The 14,784-nt window shown below is 66.9% G+C and carries 14 protein-coding genes and 2 pseudogenes; 7 read left to right on the top strand and 9 right to left on the bottom strand.

Going from position 1 to position 14,784, the window contains the following annotated elements; genetic code table 11:
- The first annotated feature begins 18 nt into the window (after window positions 1–18).
- Window positions 19–1,581: a 4-hydroxyphenylacetate 3-hydroxylase N-terminal domain-containing protein gene (locus G9373_RS18515; protein WP_005572668.1), complete on the top strand. Its 1,563-nt coding sequence runs from the start codon at window positions 19–21 to the stop codon at window positions 1,579–1,581.
- Between the two features lie 27 nt (window positions 1,582–1,608).
- Complete coding sequence (gene nphA, locus G9373_RS18510) at window positions 1,609–2,139, top strand: NADH-dependent flavin reductase (protein WP_005572670.1); 531 nt, start codon at window positions 1,609–1,611, stop codon at window positions 2,137–2,139.
- Window positions 2,140–2,207: 68 nt separating this feature from the next.
- Here the strand turns inward: nphA and G9373_RS18505 are convergent, their stop codons facing one another.
- The 5 genes from G9373_RS18505 to G9373_RS18485 form a co-directional block, all read right to left on the bottom strand.
- Complete coding sequence (locus G9373_RS18505) at window positions 2,208–2,627, bottom strand: tautomerase family protein (RefSeq protein WP_005572672.1); 420 nt, start codon at window positions 2,625–2,627, stop codon at window positions 2,208–2,210.
- Between the two features lie 26 nt (window positions 2,628–2,653).
- Window positions 2,654–3,406 carry an SDR family oxidoreductase gene (locus G9373_RS18500; RefSeq protein WP_007296210.1) on the bottom strand — a complete coding sequence of 251 codons (753 nt, stop codon included), beginning with the start codon at window positions 3,404–3,406 and terminating at the stop codon, window positions 2,654–2,656.
- A gap of 77 nt (window positions 3,407–3,483) precedes the next feature.
- Window positions 3,484–4,962: an aldehyde dehydrogenase gene (locus tag G9373_RS18495; RefSeq protein WP_120659970.1), complete on the bottom strand. Its 1,479-nt coding sequence runs from the start codon at window positions 4,960–4,962 to the stop codon at window positions 3,484–3,486.
- A 15-nt stretch (window positions 4,963–4,977) separates the two neighbouring features.
- The gene (gene dmpG, locus G9373_RS18490) at window positions 4,978–6,009 is read right to left on the bottom strand and encodes a 4-hydroxy-2-oxovalerate aldolase (RefSeq protein ID WP_120659971.1); all 1,032 of its coding nucleotides are present in this window, start codon (window positions 6,007–6,009) and stop codon (window positions 4,978–4,980) included.
- Window positions 6,006–6,884, bottom strand: coding sequence for an acetaldehyde dehydrogenase (acetylating) (locus tag G9373_RS18485; RefSeq protein WP_011596410.1), 879 nt, complete (start codon window positions 6,882–6,884; stop codon window positions 6,006–6,008). The genes dmpG and G9373_RS18485 overlap by 4 nt, the downstream gene beginning before the upstream one ends.
- 222 nt (window positions 6,885–7,106) lie before the next feature.
- On the opposite strand from G9373_RS18485, the gene G9373_RS18480 reads away from it, so the two are divergent.
- A complete protein-coding gene (locus G9373_RS18480) occupies window positions 7,107–8,189 on the top strand; it encodes a VOC family protein (RefSeq protein ID WP_005571545.1) in 1,083 nt (360 codons plus the stop codon).
- 90 nt (window positions 8,190–8,279) lie between these two features.
- On the opposite strand, the gene G9373_RS18475 is transcribed toward G9373_RS18480, so the two are convergent.
- The 4 genes and pseudogenes from G9373_RS18475 to G9373_RS18460 form a co-directional block, all read right to left on the bottom strand.
- On the bottom strand, window positions 8,280–9,620 hold the full coding sequence (locus G9373_RS18475; RefSeq protein WP_120659972.1) for a lipase family protein: 1,341 nt from the start codon (window positions 9,618–9,620) through the stop codon (window positions 8,280–8,282).
- 2 nt (window positions 9,621–9,622) lie between these two features.
- On the bottom strand, window positions 9,623–11,218 hold the full coding sequence (locus tag G9373_RS18470) for a GMC oxidoreductase (RefSeq protein WP_120659973.1): 1,596 nt from the start codon (window positions 11,216–11,218) through the stop codon (window positions 9,623–9,625).
- A 128-nt stretch (window positions 11,219–11,346) separates the two neighbouring features.
- Window positions 11,347–11,898: a TetR/AcrR family transcriptional regulator gene (locus G9373_RS18465; RefSeq protein ID WP_054246727.1), complete on the bottom strand. Its 552-nt coding sequence runs from the start codon at window positions 11,896–11,898 to the stop codon at window positions 11,347–11,349.
- A 44-nt stretch (window positions 11,899–11,942) separates the two neighbouring features.
- Window positions 11,943–12,273 (bottom strand): annotated as a pseudogene (locus G9373_RS18460) (4-hydroxyphenylacetate 3-hydroxylase N-terminal domain-containing protein); the annotation flags it as partial.
- Here G9373_RS18460 and G9373_RS18455 point away from each other — a divergent pair.
- The 4 genes and pseudogenes from G9373_RS18455 to G9373_RS18440 form a co-directional block, all read left to right on the top strand.
- A pseudogene (locus G9373_RS18455) lies at window positions 12,272–12,886 on the top strand (pyrrole-2-carboxylate monooxygenase subunit); the annotation flags it as partial. The pseudogenes G9373_RS18460 and G9373_RS18455 overlap by 2 nt on opposite strands.
- A gap of 6 nt (window positions 12,887–12,892) precedes the next feature.
- A complete protein-coding gene (locus G9373_RS18450; RefSeq protein WP_167116115.1) occupies window positions 12,893–13,240 on the top strand; it encodes a cupin domain-containing protein in 348 nt (115 codons plus the stop codon).
- A 125-nt stretch (window positions 13,241–13,365) separates the two neighbouring features.
- Window positions 13,366–13,686, top strand: a complete 321-nt coding sequence (locus G9373_RS18445) for a flavin reductase family protein (protein ID WP_240482858.1) — start codon at window positions 13,366–13,368, stop codon at window positions 13,684–13,686.
- 277 nt (window positions 13,687–13,963) lie between these two features.
- Window positions 13,964–14,656 carry a GntR family transcriptional regulator gene (locus G9373_RS18440; RefSeq protein ID WP_120659976.1) on the top strand — a complete coding sequence of 231 codons (693 nt, stop codon included), beginning with the start codon at window positions 13,964–13,966 and terminating at the stop codon, window positions 14,654–14,656.
- Window positions 14,657–14,784: the final 128 nt, after the last annotated feature.

The raw sequence follows: 14,784 nt of genomic DNA, 5'->3' as shown, positions 1-14,784 counted from the left end.
GAGACCAGGAGTGACTCCATGACCACATCAGCATTCGTCGACGATCGCGTCGGAGTTCCGAACGACGTCCGGCCCATGACGGGCGACGAGTACCTCGAGTCGCTGCGCGACGGCCGCGAGGTCTACTTCCGCGGGGAGCGCGTCGACGACGTCACCACCCATCCGGCTTTCCGTAACTCGGCGCGGTCGGTGGCGCGGATGTACGACGCACTGCACCAGCCGGAGGCGAAGGGCGTGCTGGCGGTGCCCACCGATACCGGAAACGGCGGCTTCACGCACCCCTTCTTCAAGACCGCTCGAAGTGCGGACGACCTGGTGCTCGCCCGTGACGCGATCGTGGCCTGGCAGCGTGAGGTGTACGGCTGGCTGGGCCGGTCGCCCGACTACAAGGCCTCGTTCCTCGGCACGCTGGGAGCCAACGCCGACTTCTACGGCCCGTACCGCGACAACGCCCTGCGCTGGTACAAGCACGCGCAGGAGCGGATGCTCTACCTCAACCACGCCATCGTCAATCCGCCGATCGACCGCGACAAGCCGGCCGACGAAACCGCCGACGTGTGCGTGCACGTGGTCGAGGAGACCGATGCGGGTCTGATCGTGTCCGGCGCGAAGGTCGTCGCGACGGGATCGGCGATCACTAACGCGAATTTCATCGCCCACTACGGACTGCCGCTGCGCAAGAAGGAATACGGCCTGATCTTCACGGTGCCGATGGATTCGCCAGGACTGAAGTTGTTCTGCCGCACCTCCTACGAGATGAACGCTGCGGTGATGGGCACGCCGTTCGACTATCCGTTGTCGAGCAGGTTCGACGAGAACGACGCGATCATGGTGTTCGACCGGGTGCTGGTGCCGTGGGAGAACGTCTTCGCCTACGACACCGACACCGCGAACGGCTTCGTCATGAAGTCGGGATTTCTCTCCCGCTTCATGTTCCACGGATGCGCTCGGCTCGCGGTGAAGCTCGACTTCATCGCCGGCTGTGTGATGAAGGGTGTGGAAATGACCGGCTCCGCGGGATTCCGCGGTGTGCAGATGCAGATCGGGGAGATCCTCAACTGGCGCGACATGTTCTGGGGGCTGTCCGACGCGATGGCCAAGTCACCCGAACAGTGGGTGAACGGCGCCGTCCAGCCGAACCTGAACTACGGCCTCGCCTATCGCACCTTCATGGGTGTGGGGTACCCGCGGGTCAAGGAGATCATCCAGCAGGTGCTGGGCAGCGGGCTGATCTACCTGAACTCCCATGCGAGCGACTGGGCGAACCCGGCCATGCGTCCCTACCTCGACCAGTATGTCCGCGGATCGAACGGCGTCGCCGCGATCGACCGCGTCCAGTTGCTCAAGTTGCTGTGGGACGCCGTCGGCACCGAGTTCGGTGGGCGGCACGAACTCTACGAGCGCAATTACGGCGGCGATCACGAGGCCGTCCGCTTCCAGACGTTGTTCGCCTACCAGGCGACCGGACAGGATCTGGCGCTCAAGGGATTCGCCGAACAGTGCATGTCCGAGTACGACGTGGACGGCTGGACCCGGCCCGACCTGATCGGCAACGACGATCTGAGGATCGTCCGGGGCTGAGTGGAACCGACGACGAGGAGCGCAGCCATGACCGAGACAGTGGGCGAACTCGATCCCGAGGTGACGCCGCTACACCTGCGGAAGGCGCTGGGACGGTTCGCCAGCGGTGTCACCATCGTGACCACCGCCGAATGCGAAGACGAGGACTCGGTGCATGGGATGACCGCCAATGCGTTCACCTCGGTGTCGCTGGACCCACCGCTGGTGCTCGTGTCCATCTCCACACGCGCGAAGATGGACACGAAGATCAGAGAGACCGGGACGTACGGCGTTTCGATTCTCGCCGGAGACCAGGAACCTGTGTCGTTGCACTTCGCGGGCGCGGCACACGAACCGGATCGGGTTCGGTTCGTGTGGCGCAGGGGCGTGCCGCTCCTCGAAGGCGCTCTGGTGCATCTCGCGTGCACCGTGGTCGCCTCGCACCCCGCGGGCGACCACACGCTGCACGTGGGCCGGGTCGAGCAACTCTGGTACGACGACGGGCACCCGCTCGTCTTCTACACCGGCAGTTTCCGGTCGCTGGAACTCCTCGGGCGCGACGAGCCCTGGGGGTTCTGAACCGAGTGCCGACGGCTGGCGCGGCCGCGACGAATGTCGCGGCCGCCCATACGTATGTGTGGTGCAGCTCAGGGCACGGCCTGGGCACGAGCCGTGATCTCACCGGCACGAGTCGTGGCGGCCGCGGTCCCCGCGATCGCCCAGTTCGCCGGGTCGACTTCGATGATCTGTCCGCGCACGAGCGCACGCTGCGCACCGAGGATGTCGACAATCAGATCGGTGAACCGCGCCGCAAGTTCCTGACGTTGCGAGGCGGGGCGTCCGGCGAGCACGATCGCCGTGAAATAGGGCGCCGCGGGCGCGCCGTCTGTAACGGTGGTTCCCGCGACAGCGACATCGTCGGGCCGGTATCGCACGATGAACGCCCTTACGCGGTCCATCGGTGAGTCGAGAACCTCGGAGTAGCACCGACTCGCGGCGGTGAGCAGTTCTCGGTGCTGCTCGGCGGTGTAGGCGCCGTCGACGAGGTGGAAGTGGGCGACAGGCATAGGTGACAATCCTTTTCGGGAGTCGGTCAGTGGATTCCGTGGCGGGTTCCGGCATCGACGTTGATCACCGAGCCGTGCAGCACCGCGGCCTCCGGAGCGAGCAGGGTCTCGACGATCCAGCCGATCTCCTGGAGCGTCGGCAGCCGACCGAGGCTGGTCTTGGCGCGGTAGCGGTTCCAGATCTTCTCCGGATCCTGCCCGGTTTCGGCGGATTCGGTTTCGACGAAGGCACGCAGCCTCGGAGTGTCCACCGGTCCGGGAGCGATCGTGTGGGTGGTGACACCCTTCGGCCCGTAGAGGGCACTGAGTTGGCGCATGAGGTTGAAGACCGCCGCGTTCGCCGTGCCGGGCGCCGCATCGAGCGGACCCGGTTCGAGACCGAGGGAGCCGGCGATGGTGACGAAGCGGGAGCCGTCGACGAGATGGTCGCGGACGGCGTGCAGGAGGCGGACGAGTCCGCCCACCTTGATGTTCGTCGCCACGGCCAGGTCGCCTGGTGGAATCGTGTCGACGGAACCCCGCACCGGGAGGCCGGCGGCGAACAGCGCCATCCGAACGGGCGAGTCGATACACGCAGAGATCGTGTCGATTGCAGTGTCGTCGGCGATGTCGGCCACGCACGGCGTGATCAGGTCGTCGGAGATCGCGAGCTTCTCGAGTTCGTCGCCTCTGCGGGCGACGGCCAGCACTCGCAGCCCGCGGCGGGCCAATCGCAGGGTGATTTCGGTGCCCATCGCACCGGTCGCACCGACGACGACACAAAGGTCGGGTGTAGTCACAGCACAGTTCTCCTCGGTTCGGGAAGACGAAGGCCGGGACGGTGGGTACCGCCCCGGCCACTGGTGGACGAGTTCGATCAGCTCCGCAGGCGGATGGTGACCGCTCGGGGCTCGGTGAAGAATTCGCGGGAGTACTGGCCGCCCTCGCGTCCGAGGCCGCTGCTGCCTTCGCCACCGAACGGCAGTCGGAGGTCGCGCTCGAAGAAGGTGTTGATCCACACCGTGCCGGCCTTCCACCGTGCGGCCATGCGGTGCGCACGGTTGAGGTTGTCGGTGAACAGAATCCCTGCCAACCCGTACGGCGAGTCGTTCGCGATGCGCAGCGCCTCGTCCTCGGTGTCGAACCCGAGGACGGTCTCGACGGGCCCGAAGATCTCCTCACGCGCGGTGCGCGAGTCGTTGGTGAGCCCGGTGATCACCGTGGGCGGGTAGTAGAAGCCTTTCGCCCGCGCATCGTCGGTGAGCCGCGACCCACCGGTGACGACCTTGCCGCCCTCCTCCTGGGCCAGTTCGACGTAGCCGTGCACCTTCTCGAGGTGTCTTTGCTCGATCAGCGGGCCGAGGAAATTCGACGGGTCTTTCGGGTCGCCGACGGTGAGTTTCTTCGCCTCCTCGGTGAACCGGTCGAGGAATTCGTCCATGATCGAGTTCTGCACCAGCAGGCGGGAGCCGGACAGGCACACCTGCCCGTTGCCGCCGAAGATCGCCCGGATCGCCATCGGAACAGCGACGTCGAGGTCGGCGTCGTCGAAGACGATGTTCGCGGACTTGCCGCCCATCTCCGCCGAGACCGGGGTGTGGTTCACCGCGGCGGCCTGGAGGATCCGCACGCCGGTGGCGCTCGAACCGGTGAACGTGATCCGGTCGACCCTCGGGTCCGCGGTGAGCGGACCGGCGACGGCCTCGCCCCCGAATCCGTGGACCACGTTGAGCACGCCTTCGGGAAGGCCGGCCTCGAGGGCGAGTTGCGCGAACCGGTGCGCGGTGAGCGGCGTCTGCGGTGCGGGTTTGAGAACGGTGGTGTTGCCGAAGGCCAATGCGGGGGCGATCTTCCACGTCGCGAGCATCAGCGGCGCGTTCCACGGGCTGATCGCCGACACCACCCCGGCGGGTGGGTACAAAACGTAGGAGAGCAGGTCGCCGTCCGGGTAGGCCTCGTTGGCGGCCATCGACACATAGTCGGCGAAGAACCGCAGATTGTGTGCCACCCGCGGGATCTCGGCGTGCAGGGACTGGTTGATGCTCTTGCCGCCGTCACGGGTCTCGATCAGCGCGAGTTCCTCACGGTGTTCGTCGACCTTGTCGGCTACTGCGTGCAGGATCTTCGCACGCTCCTTCGGCGACATCCGCGGCCACGGACCGTCATCGAATGCGGTGCGGGCCGCGGTGATCGCAGCCTCGCCGTCGTCGGCGGTTCCGCGGGGGACCGTCCCGAGCAGTGAACCGTCGTGCGGATCACAGGTTTCGAAGGTCGCCCCGTCCGAGGCGGCCGCCCAGTCGCCACCGATGAGGTGACGAACCTCGGTCACCCCGGGTACGGATTCCGTCGTGGTCATGGTGCTCCTTGCCTGTCAGACCCCGGCCGGGGCCGGGGTCTCGTAGGTGCGGCCTGCGAGTTCGGAGGCGACGTCGATGATCATGTCTTCCTGACCACCGATGACACCGCGACGACCGAGTTCCATGAGGATGTCGCGGGCGGGCACCCCGAACTTCTTCGCGGCCCGCTTGGTGGGGTGGAAGAACGTGGAGTACACACCGGCGTAGCCGAGGACCAGTGCGGTCTCGTCGACGATCTGCGGTTCCTTCATCAGCGGTGCGACGATGTGTTCGGCGGTGTCGATGAGCGGGAAAAGGTCGACCCCGGTGTCCCAGCCGGCGCGTTCGAACGCAGCGGCGAGGACCTCGGTCTGCGCGTTGCCGGCGCTGGCGCCGAGACCGCGCAGGGACCCGTCGATGAACGTGGCCCCGTTCTCCGCGGCGGTCAGCGCGTTGGCGATCCCGACACCGAGGTTGTTGTGGGCGTGGAACCCGATGTCGGCGGTGATGGCCTGCCGCAGAGCGGCGACCCGGTCACCGGCGTGCCGGGGAACCATGGCACCGGCGGAGTCGACGACGTAGACGACGTCGGCACCGTAGGAGTCGAGTTTGGCGGCCTGCTCGGCGAGGGGTTGGGGGTCGAGCTTGTGGCTCATCATCAGGAACGTCATCACCGTCAGGCCCAGCTCCTTGGCCCACTCGACCGGCTGCTGCCCGCAGTCGGCCTCGGTGCAGTGCACCGCGACGCGGACCGTTTTGATGCCGGCGTCGATGGCCTGCTGCAGTTCGGCGAGGGTCGCGATGCCGGGCACGTAGAGGGCGGCGATGTCGGCGTTCTCGACGGCATCGACCGCGGCGCGCACGTAGTCGGGGTCGGTGGCGGCGGCGAACCCGTACTGGATCGAGGAGGCGCCGAGTCCGATGCCGTGCGCGACCTCGATGGTCGGCACGCCGGCCTTGTCGAGGCCGCGCGCGATGTCGGCGACGTTCTGCGGGGTGAACCGGTGCGACACGGACGACATGCCGTCCCGCAGGGTCGTGTCGACGATCGTGATCTTCTTACTCACTGTGCTGCTCCCTGGACGAGGTTCTGCTGGGCCATGACGTCGGCCACCTGGACGGCGGCGGCGGTGATGATGTCGAGGTTGCCGGCGTAGGTGGGCAGGAAGTCGCCGGCGCCGACGACCTCGAGCATCACGGTGACCAGGTCGCCGTCGACGTCGACCAGGCGCAGCGAGTAGCCGGGGACGTACCGCTGGACCTTGGCGACCATGTCGACCACGGCGCGTTCGATGGCGGCCGGGTCGGGGTTGCGGACCTTGGCGTAGACGGTGTCGCGCATGTTCATCGGCGGTTCGGCCGGGTTGATCACCGAGATCGCCTTGGCGCGGTCGGCGCCGGCGACCTGGGCGAGGGCGCGGCCGGTCTTCTCGCTGAATTCGCTGAGGTTCTGCCGGGTGCCGGGGCCGGCACTGTGGGAGGCGATGGCGGCGACGATCTCGCCGTAGGAGGCGTCGGCGACCTCGTTGATGGCGTAGAGGATCGGAATGGTGGCCTGGCCGGCGCAGCTGACCATGTTCACGTTGGGTGCGCTCAGGTGCGCGTCGAGGTTGACCGCGGGGACGACGTACGGGCCGACCGAGGCCGGGGTGAGGTCGATGGCGGTGATTCCGGCGTCGGCGTAGCGCGGCGCCGCGGCGGCGTGGATCTTCGCCGACGTCGCCTCGAACACGAAGTCCGGCAGTTCCGGCTGGGCCAGGAGCCAGTCGAGTCCGCCGGCGGAGGCTTCGAGGCCCTCCTGGCGGGCCCGGGCCAATCCCTCGCTGTCGGGGTCGATGCCCACCATGCACACGGGTTCGACGTGCTCGGACCGCAGCAGCTTGTACATCAGATCCGTACCGATGTTCCCGGATCCGACGATCGCGGCTTTCAATCGACTCATCTTCTAGGCCTTCCCTGGGCAGGCGGGGTGATGCGGTCGACGCTAGGAAGAATTCGCAGGTCCGGGACCGGCGATTCGGCTGTGCCGGACAGCGAGCGCCATCACGCGACCGCTGTTCGGCTATCACGAAAGGCGCTGACCGCCCCGGACCCCGTCCGCCACGCTCGTGACATCGACCACAACCGGTGCAGCAGGCCCGGACGTCGGAAACCAGGAGAAGCCATGAGTGACGCTCGTTTCGACATCGCGCACCTCGCCCGTGCCGAACTGTTCAGCCCCAAGCCGCAGGAGACGCTGGACTTCTTCACGAAGTTCCTCGGGATGTACGTGACCCACAGGGAAGGGCAGTCGGTGTACCTGCGCGGATACGAGGACCCGTATCAGTGGAGCCTGAAGATCACCGAAGCACCCGAGGCCGGGATGGGCCACGCCGCGATGCGGACGAGTTCTCCCGAAGCGCTCGAGCGACGGGCCAAGTCACTGACAGACGGCAACGTCGACGGCACGTGGAGCGAAGACCAGTTCGGGTACGGCAAGACCTTCGAGTACCAGTCACCCGACGGACACAATCTGCAGCTGTTGTGGGAAGCCGAGAAGTACGTCGCTCCCCCGGAACTGCGGAGCAAGATCCTCACCCGGCCGTCCAAGAAGCCGCTGCAGGGTATCCCCGTCAAGCGCATCGACCACCTCAACCTGATGTCGTCCGACGTGACCGCGGTGAAGGACTCCTTCGAACGGCACCTCGGATTCCGGACCACCGAGCGGGTCGTCGACGGCAACGTCGAGATCGGGGCGTGGATGAGCTCGAACCTGCTCGGTCACGAGGTCGCCTGCATGCGCGACATGACCGGCGGGCACGGCAAGCTGCACCACCTCGCGTTCTTCTACGGCACCGGGCAGCACAACATCGACGCCGTGGAGATGTTCCGCGACTACGACATTCAGATCGAAGCCGGCCCCGACAAGCACGGCATCACGCAGAGCCAGTTCCTGTACGTCTTCGAACCGGGCGGCAACCGCATCGAGCTGTTCGGCGAGGCCGGCTACCTGCACTTGGACCCGGACGCCGAGACCAAGACCTGGCAGATGTCCGACATCGACACCGGACTGGCCGTCGGAGGCGCCAAGCTGCCGTGGGAGTCGTATTTCACCTACGGCACCCCGAGCCCGCTGTCCCTGGACCAGCACATCGAAAAGTACGCCCACTTCGGGCCCGGTGCCCCCGATCCCGACGCCCTCGCGGCGGAACTCTCCGTCCCCGACGAGTTGGAGCACTCCCGCGCTGTCGCCGACGCGTCGCTCTGACACACCCTCGGTGAGCGCCAGGGTGGTCGCGGCCTCGTGCCGTAACCACCCTGGCGTCGCGTCGTCTTCGCGATCGAAGACCCACCGGTGTCAGTTCACTCTGCAGCCCTCGGCGATCGGGGTGTCGTTCAACCGGTCGACGATGTAGGACACGGCGCCGTTGGTGTCGTAGCCGTCGATGAGTTCGGGGCCGAAGTGGTTGGGGATGGTGGTGCCCGGTGCGATGGGCGGTAGGTCGTTGGTGCGGAAGGTGACCTGTGCGCCTCGGTCGCACCAGTCGGTGGCGAGTTGGCGGGCCTGCTCGTAGGGCACGGTGTCGTCGTTGCGACCGCTGGTGACGAGCACCGGGCTGCTCGGGGTGAGGGTGCCGAGGCGCTGCGCGTCGAAGACGGGGGCGGCTTCGGGGATGTCGCGTAGGTTGTCGAGCAAGGATTTGTGGTCGTTCGTGTACGTGCTGGTGCGCAGGAACGGCTGGTTGGCGATGACGTCACCGATGCACTCGGTGCTCAGCGTGTTCAGCATTGCCTGGCCCTCGGGAGTGATGCGTTCGTGCAGTGGTTTCTGCAACTCGGGATGGCGTGCGACGAAGCCGTTGATCGCGAACCCGATGGCACCGCCGATGAGGTTGCCGTCGATCTGGCCGAGCACGGTGAGGAGATCGGCCGGTGGTCCGCCCGCCCAGGTGCCCTTGACGTTCAGTTCCGGGGCGAAGGAGGACTGGAGCTCCGCGGCGGCCGCGGCGGCTCCACCGCCCTGGGAGTATCCCCACAGGGCCAGTGGCGTCGTCGGACCGCTGCCGCCGAGTGCGTTCGCGGCGCGCGCGGCGTCGAGAACGGCGTGGGCTTCTTCGAGCCGGTTGACGTAGGTGTGGACTCCGGGGGTGCCGAGGCCGATGTAGTCGGTGACGAAGACGCGCGCTCCCATCGCGCTCCACACGTTGGCCGACAGCGCTTCCTGGTTGGCGGACAACGAGAACGGGGCCGTGGTCACGTTCAGCCCTGTGGAGAACGCGTGCGACGGGGCGCACTGATCACCCTGCCCGACCGTGCCGGGCGCGATGATCACGGTCGGCCGCGTGCCGCTGCCATTCCAGGGCCGGGTGGCGTCGATGAAAGTCCCGGTGACCGCTGTCGGGGAACCGTCCTGCAGCCGCGACGTGTACATCACCCGCTGCCCGGCGCCCGGCCAGGTGCCGTCCGTTCCGGGCACCGAGGCGAACAACGGCATCGGTTCGGTGCGGATGATCGATCCCGGAGCCGACGCGAATTCGGCTGGCGGAGTGTATAAGTCGTCGCCGTGGGCGGCGTGTGCCGGATGAGCGCCGGCAGTGAGCGCGACCGCGGCGGCTATGCAGCTGACGACGGTGAGGACGGCGACCCGGACAGCGTGCGGTGTGTGCGAGCGGCGAAGACGAGTAGGGGTGGTGTGCATGGTCAGATCACCGTGCCGACGTCTCGGGCGACCAGATGGTCCAGGGCGCGTTCGGCGACCGCGGCGATGGTCATCGACGGGTTGCAGGCCGCGGTGTTCCCGGGCATCAGCGCGCCGTCGAGCACATACAGTCCGCGCTGGCCGAGCACTCTCCCTTCGAGGTCGCAGACGGAGCCCATCGACGCCCCGCCGAGCGGATGCCAGGTGGAGGGGAACAGCGCGTTGGTGTCCGTGAGTAGGCTTCCCGGCCCGGCGATCTTCCGCACCATCGGGTCGATGCGGCCGTTCTGGATGACGGCGTCGCCTTCCTTCGGCCAGCGCAGGACTGCGTCGTCGGTGGCCGAGTCGTACACGAAACTCCCACGTCCGTCGCTGACGCCGTATCCGACGAGCATGGTGCTGCGTGCGTCGAAGGACAGTGGTGGCATCGACGCCTGAATGACCGTGACGGCGGTGGCGGGGTCGTCCCAGTTCAGACTGCCGTAGACGACCGGGCCACCCTGCGGGGCACCGAACTCTTCTTCGAGGCTCGTCCAGACATAGATTCGGTCGGCGTTGGTTCCCCAACCGGTCCCGAGTCCGTCCGGCAGATCCGGGATCCGGCTCGTCGCCGCCGCGCGCACCAGCAACTTGGTGGTGCCGAGGCTGCCGGCGGCCATCACCAGGGCGCTCGTGGTGAGGATCTTGTTCTCGAGCACGTTGCCGGACGTATCGATCCGGTCGACGTACACGGTCCAGCGGCCGTCTGGGGCGCGTTCGACATCGGTGACCTGGTGCAGGGTTTCCACCGTCACCCGGCCGGTCGCTTCCGCGGCAGCGATGTAGGTGACGTCGACCGAGTGCTTGCCGCCGTTGTTGACCCCGAGGGCGCCGTCGCCGTTGGTGTACGAGGGTTTCATGCGGCCGCGGAGTTCGTCGAGCGCGAAGTTCCAGTCGATCGGCATCGGGATCTTCGACACGGGCAGTCCCGCTCGCTGCACGTTCTGCGCAAACACTTTCGCGGCCTGGTAATTCGGGCTGTCGATCAACTCGTCGGGGGCGACGGCGAGCCGCAACATCTGCGCGACCCGTGGGTAGTGAACTCGGTCCATGGTGGCCCAGTCGAGTGCTTCGGGCAGGTGCGCGTTGAAGACGGCCTCGGCCGGTTGCAACGTCATCCCTTGGTAGACCAGGGAACCACCGCCGACGCCCGCCGCACACAGTGCGGTCATGTTGTCGCCGGGCACCGCCTCGAGCAGACCGGTGTACGGCTCCAGCGCCACCGGCTCACCGAACAGCTGCGGACTGGACCGGTACCAGAGGATGCGCTTGTCCGGCGCGGTCGCACGGGGAAAAGTCTCCGCGTCCGGCCCTGTGGGCCAGCGCATTCCACGCTCGAGCACGAGAACGGGCACCCCGGACTCCGCGAGCCGAAGCGCCGCGACGCCGCCGCCGAACCCCGACCCGACGACGATGACCCGGCGATCTTCGCGGGTGAGCGGCACGGTCGTCCGGCGGCCCGCGAGGCCGGTCCCGGCCTGCGCGATGCGCGGACTCGCCAACGCGACCCCCGCGGCAGCGGCCCCGGCCAGAAAGGAGCGGCGATTGAGTGCAGACACAGCTTCCCCCGGATCACAGACGGACTCACTCGGCGAGATGTCGAAAGATCAGCGTGGAGCATTTCTCTTAGGCGAGCTCAAACTAGACACTCTGAGCCAGATGTGTCAAGAAGTTACTGTGACTGCCGTTACGAGCTGGACGGCATCGCGGGCAGGAGCCAGCGGGTGAGAAACCGGCGCAGGTCGTCGTCGGTGTGAACGGCGTCGTCGTCGAAGAGGACGACCGACAACGCCAGCCGAAGTGCGATCTCCACGATGTCGTCCAGACTCGACTCCACGCCGGGGTCGCGCTCGACGAGCGGCGCGAGCAGTTCGCGCGCTACGGGTTTCGCGCGGGACATCATGCCCGTGTCGAAGACAGGGTTGCCCCGTTCCGCCTGGAGCAGGGTAGCCAGCACCGGATGCGCGCGCACGGCGGCCCGGCCCGCGACGATGAGTTCGACGACGTACTCGCACGTGGTGTCGGTGGCGTTCGATCGGGAGTGGATCCCGCCCAGCACCTCGACGGCGAGACCGGCGATCGCCTGCGACACCAGTTCTTCGCGCGACCCGAAGATGGAATACACGGTCTGTCGCGTGACGCCCGCACTCTGCGCCGCCGCCGCGATGGTGACCCCCTCGAAGCCGTCACTCGCGATCAAGTCGAGCGTGGCGTCCAAGATCTTCCTCCGCGACCGCATGCGACCATTATCGACGACGATCCCGGTGGGCCCGCACCGTCGCACTGACGGCGGACACCGGTGGTGTCGCGGTCGACGAACACTCGGTCCCACGGCACGAGGACGTCGTCGAAGACGAGGAGCGAATCGGGCTCGTCGTAGCGGCAGGTCAGTGGGTAGTCGAATGAGCTCGTCGCGGCCGGGATGTACGGGCGGCGGACGTACTGCTCGAGACCGGGGGCGTTGGTCGGGACCACGAACCCGACGGCGAAGTCCTTGTCGTCCGGGCCGAGCGGCTGATGCACGAGACGAAGATTTCGTCGGCGATCGCTCCGCCGGTAGCATCTGCGAACCACGGATGAGACCCTCGGGGGTCTCCTCGACCACGCCGGCCTTCTTCGAGACGGGCGCCCACGTTCTCGGCAACTGGCAGTCGCAGATCCGCTTCGCGACGAAGCTGGAATTCATTGCGGGCGTTGCGCGTCGGGTCACCCAGGTCAACGGGGTGGACAAGATCCCCAGCGTTCAGGAGAAGCTCGGCGAGCTCGCCGCACTCGTCAGCGGAGTCCGTTCCGCGGTGCTGGCCGCCGAGTACACCGCCGAGCCGGATTCGGCCGGAATGTGGTTGCCGGGCAGGCAGGCCCTGTACGGGTCGATGGGCCTGCAGTCGGAGATCTACCCGCGGGTGATCGCGATCCTGCGCGACCTCGTCGGCGGCGGCGAGCTGCAACTCCCGTCGAGCGTCAAGGACCTCACCAGCCCGCTGACGTCCCGGGACATCGAACACTACGTCCAGTCCCCCGGTGTGCCGTCCGAGGAGCGCGTCAAGCTCTTCAAGCTGGCCTGGAAATCATCGGCTCCGAATTCGCCGGACGACACCAGCAGTACGAGATGTTCTACGCCGGTGCCCCTTTCGTGGTGAAGGGCGCGTACACGTACCGCAACTACGACAACACCGTCGCGGCGGGTGCAGCAGTTCACCGACGGCTACAAAGCGGAAAGCGAGTAAACCATCATGTCCAAGCCCGAATTCGAATTCTTCCCGGTCACCGACGTCAAGTGGACAGTATGTCCGTGGGACGATCCGAAGATCACCGAACGCATCCTCGCCAAGGACCCGGAAGGCAACGTCGCCACCCGGATCCTGCGCTACGAACCCGGTGCCGACTCGACGCCGATGGGCGTGCAGAAACACGACTTCTGGGAGGAGGTCTACATCCTCGAGGGGTCGTTCACCGATCTGACCCTCGGCGAGACCTTCACCGCGGGGATGTACGCCTGCCGGCCGCCGGGTATGCCGCACGGCCCCTGGAGCACGGACGAGGGCGTTGTCACCTTCGAAGTCCGGTACCACAGTAAGTAGGCCCACGATGACCCTACCGGCATTCCACGCGCCCACCCCGACGGACATGCGACGAAGCATGGGCCGGTTCACCACTGGGGATCCTGCTCGTCTCGCTTACCCACGGCTCCCGCACCACCGAGGCCATGGAAGCCGCGGGCTCGTTCGCCGTGTCCGTCCTCGGCTCCCGTCAAGAAGCTCTCGCCCGTCGCTTCGCCACGCGGGGCGGCGCCCGATTCGACGACCTGCCCTGCGATCACAGCCGCTCGGGTCTGCCGCTGATCAAAGATGCTCTGGCCCAGCTCGAATGCCGGGTCCACAGCGCCCACGACATCGGCGACCACCGCGTCTTCTACGGCGAAGTCACCGACATGCGCTGCCGGGAGGGCACCGGCCTGGTGTTCTACTCGGGGCGGTTCGGCGACTTCCACGACTTCGGTCACGACGAGGTCCCCTGGTTGTTCTGATTCGCGAACGTGCTCGCCGGCGCATCACTGACGGTGCGCCGGCGAGCACGTGTATTTCGGGGTCGGGTTTCTCGTGGGCCGGAGGGTGCGAATTGTGCAACAATGTGGACGTCAGTACTGACTAGTTGAGGCAGGAAGGGAAAGTTTTGCTGCCGCCTAACCGCGTTCCCATCGATCGCTCGATACGTAACCGGTGATGTTGTTGTACAACATCACGTGGGGCGCTGTGCGTGACGCGTCTGCCCGCCAGATCCACGACTACTCGAGGTGACACACCATGGTGCTAGCTACGGGCACGGGCCCGGGCAACGACAGCCCGGATTCGGGTGCCAACCGGACATCGCAGGCTTACCACGATCTGCGTGCTTTGATCCTCTCCGGTCACTACGAACCGGACTCACGCCTCACCGAATCGGAGCTCACCACGCAGCTCCAGGTCTCGCGCGGGACGATCCGTTCCGTGCTCGCGCGCCTCGCGCAGGAGGGCTACGTCACCGCCGAGGCGAACCGCAGCGCTCGCACCCGCTCGTTCTCGGTGGACGAGGCGGTCGAGATACTGGAGACCCGCGCGGTGATGGAGGCAGCGCTGGCGGCGAAGGCCGCCGAACGCGCCACCGATACGGACATCGCCGCGATGACCGAAACCTGTAAGCGCATGTGGGACTGGCAGGTACCGGGTGGGCGCGAGGAGTACGCGAATCTCAACCGCAAGTTCCACGAACAGGTCAAGCGGGCGGCGCGGCAGGCCACGCTCACCAGGTTCGTCGACAGCCTGCTGTACCCGCTCGTCATGCAGCAGTACCGCGACGCCGACCGCGAGCAGCCGCGGACCGACTCCGTCAGGGAGCACGAGGCCATCCTCGCCGCGATCGTCACCCACAACCCGGAGGCCGCCGCGGCGACGATGCGGCATCATCTGTCGTCGGCCCGGCGAGCGCTTCAGCTGAAGTTCCCCCCACCGGCCGACTAATCCGAAGTTACTGCTATTAGAACGAGCGAACCCCCGGTTGAGCTGGGGGTTCGTCGTTTTCGGTTGTGGTTGTTCTGGCTACCTGACCGTGTGGGGGATGGTGGTGTCGAGGAGTTCGAAGGCCCGTC

It is taken from the genome of Rhodococcus sp. A14, assembly GCF_011603105.1.
Taxonomy (GTDB): domain Bacteria; phylum Actinomycetota; class Actinomycetes; order Mycobacteriales; family Mycobacteriaceae; genus Rhodococcus_F; species Rhodococcus_F opacus.
This window is presented reverse-complemented; position numbering and strand designations above follow the sequence as displayed.

Bases quoted from the DNA above. Each gene is read 5' to 3' on its own strand.
- nphA (WP_005572670.1), top strand. From the start codon at position 1,609: ATGACCGAGACAGTGGGCGAACTCGATCCCGAGGTGACGCCGCTACAC.
- G9373_RS18480 (WP_005571545.1), top strand. From the start codon at position 7,107: ATGAGTGACGCTCGTTTCGACATCGCGCACCTCGCCCGTGCCGAACTG.
- G9373_RS18445 (WP_240482858.1), top strand. From the start codon at position 13,366: ATGGAAGCCGCGGGCTCGTTCGCCGTGTCCGTCCTCGGCTCCCGTCAA.
- G9373_RS18475 (WP_120659972.1), bottom strand. From the start codon at position 9,620: ATGCACACCACCCCTACTCGTCTTCGCCGCTCGCACACACCGCACGCT.
- G9373_RS18495 (WP_120659970.1), bottom strand. From the start codon at position 4,962: ATGACCACGACGGAATCCGTACCCGGGGTGACCGAGGTTCGTCACCTC.
- G9373_RS18505 (WP_005572672.1), bottom strand. From the start codon at position 2,627: ATGCCTGTCGCCCACTTCCACCTCGTCGACGGCGCCTACACCGCCGAG.
- G9373_RS18515 (WP_005572668.1), top strand. From the start codon at position 19: ATGACCACATCAGCATTCGTCGACGATCGCGTCGGAGTTCCGAACGAC.
- G9373_RS18485 (WP_011596410.1), bottom strand. From the start codon at position 6,884: ATGAGTCGATTGAAAGCCGCGATCGTCGGATCCGGGAACATCGGTACG.
- G9373_RS18465 (WP_054246727.1), bottom strand. From the start codon at position 11,898: ATGCGGTCGCGGAGGAAGATCTTGGACGCCACGCTCGACTTGATCGCG.
- G9373_RS18450 (WP_167116115.1), top strand. From the start codon at position 12,893: ATGTCCAAGCCCGAATTCGAATTCTTCCCGGTCACCGACGTCAAGTGG.
- G9373_RS18440 (WP_120659976.1), top strand. From the start codon at position 13,964: ATGGTGCTAGCTACGGGCACGGGCCCGGGCAACGACAGCCCGGATTCG.